Below are 7271 nucleotides of genomic sequence, written 5' to 3' on the forward strand. Positions count from 1 at the left end.
CGGCGCGGCGAGATCCTCGGCGTGGTCGGCGGTTCGGGCACCGGCAAATCGGTGCTGATGCGGGCGATCCTGGGCCTGCGCGCACCGCAGGACGGCAGCATCGAGGTCCTGGGCACCGATGCGCTGTCGCGCGACCCGGAGAGCCGCAGCCACATCGAACGCCACACCGGCGTGCTGTTCCAGGACGGCGCGCTGTTCTCGTCGCTGACCGTCGGCGAGAACGTCGAGGTGCCGCTGAAGGAACACCACGGGGACCTGTCCGAGAAGCTGCGCTACGAACTGGCGCTGCTGAAGGTCAAGCTCGCCGGCCTGCCGGCCGATGCGGTCGGCAAGCTCCCGTCCCAGCTCTCGGGCGGCATGCGCAAGCGCGCCGGCCTGGCCCGCGCGCTGGCGCTCGACCCGCCGCTGCTGTTCCTGGACGAACCCACCGCGGGCCTCGACCCGATCGGCGCGGCCGCCTTCGACCGGCTGATCCGCACGCTGCAGGAGGCGCTCGGACTGACCGTGTTCCTCATCACACACGACCTCGACACTCTGTACGCTATCTGTGACCGTATCGCGGTGCTGGCCGACAAGCGGGTGGTCGCGGTGGCGCCGGTCGAGGAGATCGAACGGGTCGACCACCCGTGGATCCAGGATTACTTCCACGGCCCCCGCGGCCGTGCCGCACGCGACGCCAGGGCCGACGGGCCGGGAGCCCAGTAGAGACCATGGAAACCAGAGCCAACTACGTCCTCATCGGCGCGTTCACGCTCGTGGCGACGATCGCGCTGCTCGGCTTCGCGCTGTGGGCGGCCAAGTATTCGTCCGACCGCAGCTGGAACGAGTTCGACGTGATCTTCCGCGAGCCGGTGACCGGACTGACCGAAGGCAGCAGCGTGCAGTACAACGGCATCGCGGTCGGCACGGTCGACAACCTGCAGCTGGCGCCCGAGGATCCGCGCCAGGTGATCGCGCGCCTGCGCATCCAGGCCAACGCGCCGGTCAAGACCGACACCCGCGCGCGCATGTCGATGACCAGCCTGACCGGCTCGCCGATCATCCAGCTCACCGGCGGTTCGCCCGAGGCGGCGCTGCTCACCGCCGCCAACGGCGACGACGTCCCGGTGATCCAGACCGAGGCCTCGGCGCTGCAGAACATCTCCGACACCGCCAACCGTCTGGTCGAGCGGCTCGACCAGGTGCTCAGCGAGGAGAACGTGGCACGCATCTCGCAGACCCTGGAGAACATCGAGGGCATGACCGGTGCCGTCGCCGGGCAACGCGAGGACCTGGGCACGATGATCGTCAACGCACGTCGCGCCAGCGAGCAGCTCGAGCAGACGCTGACCACGGCCAACCGCGCGATGACCAACGTCGACCGCGAACTTGTGCAGAAGCTGCCCGACCTCGTCGCCCGCCTCGACAGCACGCTGACCCGCCTGGATTCGGCGGCCGGCGGCGCCGACACGATCCTCAACGAGAATCGCGCCGCCATCAGCAGCTTCGCCAACGACGGCCTGTCGCAGCTCGGTCCGACGCTCGGCGAATTGCGCTCTCTGGTGCGCGACCTGCGCCGCATCAGCGACCGCCTCGATGCCAACCCCGCGCGCTACCTGCTCGGACGCGACGCCCCGAAGGAGTTCGACCCCGAATGAAGCTCTCGTCCATCGCGACCCGCGGCGCCGTGCGCGCGTCGACCGGCCTGGTGCTGCTGGCCCTGCTCGGGGGCTGCTCGTCGTTGCTCGGCGGCGGCGCGGGCGACCGCGAACGCTCGACGATCTACGCTCCCGATCCACGCGTGGAGGCCGTCGCGGCATGGCCGCACGCCGACTGGCAGTTGACCCTGAGCCCCCCGACCGCAGCGCGCATGATCGACAGCTTCCGCATCGCCGTGCGGCCGACGCCCAGCGAGCTGCAGGTCTACCGCGGCGCGAGCTGGGCGAAGACGCCGACCGACATGCTGCAGGACACCGTGCTGCGCACGCTCGAGGATTCGGGCCGGATCCCGGCGGTCGCGCGCCAGGGCGCGGGCATCACCGCCGACTACAAGCTGGTCATCGACCTGCGCCGCTTCGAGGCCGACTACGCCGGCAACGTGATGCCGGCCGCGACGATCGAGGCCAATGCCAAGCTGATCCACAACATCGACCAGACCGTGGTCGGCTCGCGCACGTTCGTCGCCGCGGTCCCGGCCGCAGGGGCGGAGGTGGCGCAGGTCGTCGATGCGTTCGGGACGTCGCTGCAGACCATCAGCGGCGACATGGTCGGCTGGATCCTCGAGTCGGGCAACGCCCACGAGACCGCCCACCACGGCCCCGTCCCGCCGCCCCGGCGCTGATCGACGTCTGCCGCGCGGCCGCCGATCGCGGCCCGGAATCCGCCGGACTGCGATTCAGCGCGACACGCGCCGGAACGTCAGGTTGATCCGCGGCCCGACCGGGCGCGCGGTCCTGGGCAGCGCATGGCGATAGCGCGCCTGCGTATCGCCGCGCATCACCAGCAGGCTGCCGTGCGCCAGGTCCAGCGCGATCCGGTCGGACGCGTGCCCGGCGGACGCGTCGCGCGCCTTCAGCACGAAGCGACGCGTCGCCCCGAGACTCAACGACGCGATCACAGGCCTGGGACCTAGCTCGGGCTCGTCGTCGCTGTGCCAGCCCATCGCATCGCGGCCGTCGCGATAGAGGTTGGCGAGCACGCTGTCGAACGCCGTCCCGGCCGCCGCCGACACCCGCGCGCGCGCCGCGGCCAGCGCCGACGGCCACGGCAGCGGCTCAAAGCGCATGCCCGAGTACCGGTACGCCGCCCCCGGATCGCCGATCCAGCAGCTCAGCCGCGGCGCATCGACCTGGCGCCCGAAGATGCGCAGGCGGTGCGTCGTCCACGGCAGCCCCGCCTGCAGCGCCTCGAACAGCGCATCGGCCTCGGCCGCAGGCAGCCAGCCCGGTTCGTAGGCGAGGTCGGCGCCGGGGAGCGCGAGCGGGTCGCCAGCCACGAGCCTACCGGCCTCGTCCGGTGCGCGTCAGGCCGTCGCGAAAGGCACGCCGGTCTGCGCCTCGAGCGCCTGGACGTCGACGCCGTCCGCGACCTCGACGAGCACCAGCCCGTCGGGCGTAACGTCGAACACCGCCAGGTCGGTGATGATGCGGTCGACGACGCCGACGCCGGTCAGCGGCAGCGTGCATTCGGGCAGGATCTTGTGGCTGCCGTCCTTGGCGACGTGCTCCATCAGCACGACCACGCGCTTGACGCCGGCCACCAGGTCCATCGCCCCGCCCATGCCCTTGACCATCTTGCCGGGCACCATCCAGTTGGCGAGGTCGCCGCGGTCGGTGACCTGCATCGCGCCGAGGATCGCCAGGTCGATGTGGCCGCCGCGGATCATCGCGAACGAATCGTGGCTGCCGAAATAGCTCGCGCCCGGGCGCGCGGTGACGGTCTGCTTGCCGGCGTTGATCAGGTCGGCGTCCAGTTCGTCTTCGGTCGGGAACGGACCGATGCCCAGCAGCCCGTTCTCGGACTGCAGCCAGACGTCAACGCCGTCGGGAATATGGTTGGCGACCAGCGTCGGCAGGCCGATGCCGAGGTTGACGTAGGCGCCGTCGGTGAGCTCGCGGGCGGCGCGCGCCGCCATCTCGTCGCGGGTCCAGGCCATCAGTGTTCTCCCGTCGTCTTGCGCACGGTGCGCTGCTCGATGCGTTTCTCCGGCGTCGCGTTGACGACGATGCGGTCGACGTAGATGCCCGGCAGATGCACCTGGTCCGGATCGAGGTCGCCGATCTCGACCAGCTCCTCGACCTCCGCCACGCAGACCTTGCCGGCCATGGCACAGGCCGGATTGAAGTTGCGTGCGGTCTTGCGGAACACGAGATTGCCGGCCTTGTCGGCCTTCCAGGCCTTGACCAGCGCCACGTCGGCGACCAGCGCGGTCTCGAGCACGTAGTGCCGGCCGTCGAACTCGCGCGTCTCCTTGCCCTCGGCGACGACGGTGCCGTAGCCGGTGGCGGTGAAGAACGCCGGGATGCCCGCGCCGCCGGCGCGCAGGCGCTCGGCCAGCGTGCCCTGCGGGTTGAATTCCAGTTCCAGCTCGCCGCCCAGGTACTGGCGCTCGAATTCCTTGTTCTCGCCGACGTAGGACGAAATCATCTTGCGGATCTGGCGCGTTTCCAGCAGCTGGCCCAGGCCGAAGCCGTCGACGCCGGCGTTGTTGGAGATCGCCGTCAGCCCGGACGCCCCCGAATCGCGCAGCGCGGCGATCAGCGCTTCGGGGATACCGCACAGGCCGAAGCCGCCGACCGCGAGGGTCTGGCCGTCGGCGACGACGCCGGCCAGCGCCGACGCCGCATCCGGGTACAGCTTGCCGCGGCGGGCCGCGGCGGGACTCTGCTCGCTCATCTCGATCCTCGTGGCGCAACTGGAGCCATTCTAGCCGCAGCGCGCGTTGCCGCCGGCCACCCGGCGCCCGGGATAGAATCGCCATTCCCCCCTTCACACGGATGCGCCATGCCCCTGCCCGCCTTCAAGGCCTACGATCTCCGCGGCCGCGTGCCCGACGAACTCAACCCGGCCCTCGCCCGCGACATCGGTGTCGCGCTGGCCGGACAGCTCGACCCGGGTGCGGTGGTGCTCGGCCGCGACGTGCGCCTGACCAGCCCCGAACTGCAGGCCGCGCTGTCGGAAGGGCTGCGCAGCCAAGGGCGCGAGGTCGTCGACATTGGCGTGGGCGGCACCGAGGAGGTCTATTTCCAGGTCGATCGGCTGGGCGCGGCCGGCGGCGTCATGGTGACCGCCAGCCACAATCCGATGGACTACAACGGCATGAAGCTGGTCCGCCAGCAGGCGCGGCCGATCAGTTCGGACACCGGGCTGTTCGCGATCAGCGATGCGGTCGAGGCCGGCGACCTGCCGCCGCCTTCGGCCGACGGCGGCAGCGAGCGGCCCTACTCGGACAAGTCCGGGTACATCGAACATCTGCTCGGCTATGTCGACGCGGCATCGCTGCGCCCCCTCAAGCTCGTGGTCAACGCGGGCAACGGCGGTGCCGGCGCGATCGTCGACTTGCTCGCCCCGCACCTGCCGTTCGAGTTCGTGCGCGTGTTCCACGAGGCCGACGGTCGCTTCCCCAACGGCATTCCCAACCCGCTGCTGCCCGAGAACCGGCAGGCGACCGCGGACGCGGTGCGCGAGCACGGCGCGGACTTCGGCATCGCCTGGGACGGCGACTTCGACCGCTGCTTCTTCTTCGACGAGACCGGCGCGTTCATCGAGGGCTACTACCTGGTCGGGCTGCTCGCGCAGGCGATCCTCGCCAAGCAGCCGGGCGGCAAGGTCGTGCACGATCCGCGCCTGGTCTGGAACACCGTCGAGCAGGTCGAGGCCGCCGGCGGCGTGCCGGTGCTGTGCAAGAGCGGGCACGCCTTCATCAAGGAGAAGATGCGCGCCGAGGACGCGGTCTACGGCGGCGAGATGAGCGCCCATCACTACTTCCGCGAGTTCGCCTATGCCGACTCGGGCATGATTCCGTGGCTGCTGATCGCCGAACTGGTCTCGCAGAGCGGGCGCACGCTCGGCGACCTGGTCGCCGCGCGCGTGGAGAAGTTTCCCTGCAGCGGCGAGATCAACTTCCGCGTCGCCGACGCCAAGGCCGCCGTCGAGCGCGTGATGGCGCACTACGCCGCGCAGTCGCCCGCGCTCGACCACACCGACGGCATCAGCGCCGACTTCGGCGACTGGCGCTTCAACCTGCGCAGCTCCAACACCGAACCCCTGCTGCGGCTCAACGTCGAGACGCGCGGCGACCGCGCGCTACTCGAGGCGCGGACGCAGGAAATCTCAACTCTCCTCAGTGCCTGAACGAAGGAATCGCCCGTGAGCCAACTCCAACCCGTCATCCTGTCCGGCGGCTCGGGCACCCGCCTGTGGCCGCTGTCGCGCGAGGCCTATCCCAAGCAGTTCCTGCCGCTGGTCGGCGAGTTGACGATGCTTCAGGCCACCTGGAAGCGCGTGGCGGACATCGCCGAGCTTCCGCCGATCGTCGTCGCGAACGAGGAGCATCGCTTCGTCGTCGCAGAGCAACTGCAACAGGTCCAGGCCGCCCCGCAGGCCATCCTCCTCGAGCCGTTCGGCAGGAATACCGCGCCGGCGATCGCGTTGGCCGCGCTGGAAGCGACGCGGGATGGCGCGGACCCGCTGCTGCTGGTCCTCCCCTCGGATCACGTGATCGGCAATGAGAAGGCATTCGTCGAAGCGGTGGGCGACGCCCGATCCTCCGCCGAGGCGGGCAACCTCGTGACCTTCGGTATCGTGCCGACCGGCCCGGAGACGGGCTATGGCTACATCAAGGCCGGCGCGGGCGCGTCGACCCGCCCGGTCGACCGCTTCGTCGAGAAGCCCGACCTTGCGACCGCGCAGCAGTACGTCGCCTCCGGCGAGTACTACTGGAACAGCGGCATGTTCCTGTTCAGGGCATCGCGCTACCTCGAGGAACTCGCACAGCACCATCCCGGGATCCTTGCGGGAAGCCGGGACGCGCTGGCATCGGCTCGCCGCGACGCGGATTTCATCCGTGTCGACGCGGACGCGTTCGCGGCGACCCCGTCGGACTCGATCGATTACGCCGTCATGGAGAAGACCGGGACCGCCACGGTGACGCCGCTGGACGCGAATTGGAGCGACGTCGGCTCCTGGGCCTCGCTGCGCGAAGTCAGCCCGCAGGATGCGGACGGCAATGCGCACCATGGCGATGTGGTGGCGGTGGACTGCCGCAACACCTATGCACACGGGAACCGCCTGATCGCGATGATCGGCCTGGAGGACACGATCGTCGTCGAGACCGACGACGCAATCCTCGTGGGCCGCAGCGACCGCATCCAGCAGGTCAAGGACGTCGTCGCCGAGCTCAAGGCCCGCAAGCTGCCGCAGGCGACCTGGCACCGCAAGGTCTACCGGCCGTGGGGCGCCTACGACTCGATCGACAACGGCGCGCGCTTCCAGGTCAAGCGCATCACGGTCAAGCCCGGCGCGACGCTGAGCCTGCAGATGCACCACCACCGCGCCGAACACTGGATCGTCGTCAGCGGCACGGCCGAGGTCACGCGCGGCGACGACGTGCTGTTGCTGAGCGAGAACCAGAGCACCTACATCCCGCTCGGCGTGACCCATCGCCTGCGCAATCCCGGCAAGCTGCCGCTGGAACTGATCGAAGTCCAGTCGGGCAGCTACCTGGGCGAAGACGACATCGTCCGCTTCGAGGATACGTACGGGCGCGCATGAAGACCCCGACCCGTAGGAGC

The 7271-nt window shown here is 70.1% G+C and carries 8 protein-coding genes; 5 read left to right on the forward strand and 3 right to left on the reverse strand.

The genetic code is table 11. The features are described from left to right. The 3 genes from WQ56_RS17250 to WQ56_RS17260 form a co-directional block, all read left to right on the forward strand. The coding region (locus WQ56_RS17250; protein ID WP_047138377.1) for an ATP-binding cassette domain-containing protein at nucleotides 1-705 on the forward strand (705 nt) is incomplete at its 5' end. Nucleotides 706-710: 5 nt separating this feature from the next. After that, nucleotides 711-1637, forward strand: a complete 927-nt coding sequence (locus WQ56_RS17255) for an MlaD family protein (protein ID WP_047138378.1) — start codon at nucleotides 711-713, stop codon at nucleotides 1635-1637. Further along, nucleotides 1634-2320 carry an ABC-type transport auxiliary lipoprotein family protein gene (locus tag WQ56_RS17260; protein WP_047138379.1) on the forward strand — a complete coding sequence of 229 codons (687 nt, stop codon included), beginning with the start codon at nucleotides 1634-1636 and terminating at the stop codon, nucleotides 2318-2320. The genes WQ56_RS17255 and WQ56_RS17260 overlap by 4 nt, the downstream gene beginning before the upstream one ends. 54 nt (nucleotides 2321-2374) lie before the next feature. Here the strand turns inward: WQ56_RS17260 and WQ56_RS17265 are convergent, their stop codons facing one another. Genes WQ56_RS17265 through WQ56_RS17275 form a run of 3 tightly spaced genes read right to left on the reverse strand, consistent with a single transcriptional unit; the run spans nucleotide 2375 to nucleotide 4374 of the window. Continuing rightward, nucleotides 2375-2974, reverse strand: a complete 600-nt coding sequence (locus WQ56_RS17265) for an alpha-ketoglutarate-dependent dioxygenase AlkB (protein WP_047138380.1) — start codon at nucleotides 2972-2974, stop codon at nucleotides 2375-2377. 27 nt (nucleotides 2975-3001) lie between these two features. Beyond that, nucleotides 3002-3634 carry a CoA transferase subunit B gene (locus WQ56_RS17270; RefSeq protein ID WP_047138381.1) on the reverse strand — a complete coding sequence of 211 codons (633 nt, stop codon included), beginning with the start codon at nucleotides 3632-3634 and terminating at the stop codon, nucleotides 3002-3004. Next, the gene (locus tag WQ56_RS17275; RefSeq protein WP_047138382.1) at nucleotides 3634-4374 is read right to left on the reverse strand and encodes a CoA transferase subunit A; all 741 of its coding nucleotides are present in this window, start codon (nucleotides 4372-4374) and stop codon (nucleotides 3634-3636) included. Before WQ56_RS17275 ends, WQ56_RS17270 begins: the two co-directional genes overlap by 1 nt. Before the next feature lie 108 nt (nucleotides 4375-4482). On the opposite strand from WQ56_RS17275, the gene WQ56_RS17280 reads away from it, so the two are divergent. Together WQ56_RS17280 and WQ56_RS17285 are read left to right on the forward strand one after the other, a co-directional pair. Next, entirely contained in the window at nucleotides 4483-5832 is a 1350-nt protein-coding gene (locus tag WQ56_RS17280; protein ID WP_047138383.1) for a phosphomannomutase/phosphoglucomutase, read from the forward strand. A gap of 15 nt (nucleotides 5833-5847) precedes the next feature. Then, nucleotides 5848-7251: a mannose-1-phosphate guanylyltransferase/mannose-6-phosphate isomerase gene (locus WQ56_RS17285; RefSeq protein WP_047138384.1), complete on the forward strand. Its 1404-nt coding sequence runs from the start codon at nucleotides 5848-5850 to the stop codon at nucleotides 7249-7251. Nucleotides 7252-7271: the final 20 nt, after the last annotated feature.

Origin of the sequence: Luteimonas sp. FCS-9 (assembly GCF_001014645.1) — a bacterium.
Lineage (GTDB): Bacteria > Pseudomonadota > Gammaproteobacteria > Xanthomonadales > Xanthomonadaceae > Luteimonas.

Bases quoted from the DNA above. Each gene is read 5' to 3' on its own strand.
- WQ56_RS17255 (WP_047138378.1), top strand. From the start codon at position 711: ATGGAAACCAGAGCCAACTACGTCCTCATCGGCGCGTTCACGCTCGTG.
- WQ56_RS17260 (WP_047138379.1), top strand. From the start codon at position 1,634: ATGAAGCTCTCGTCCATCGCGACCCGCGGCGCCGTGCGCGCGTCGACC.
- WQ56_RS17270 (WP_047138381.1), bottom strand. From the start codon at position 3,634: ATGGCCTGGACCCGCGACGAGATGGCGGCGCGCGCCGCCCGCGAGCTC.
- WQ56_RS17275 (WP_047138382.1), bottom strand. From the start codon at position 4,374: ATGAGCGAGCAGAGTCCCGCCGCGGCCCGCCGCGGCAAGCTGTACCCG.
- WQ56_RS17280 (WP_047138383.1), top strand. From the start codon at position 4,483: ATGCCCCTGCCCGCCTTCAAGGCCTACGATCTCCGCGGCCGCGTGCCC.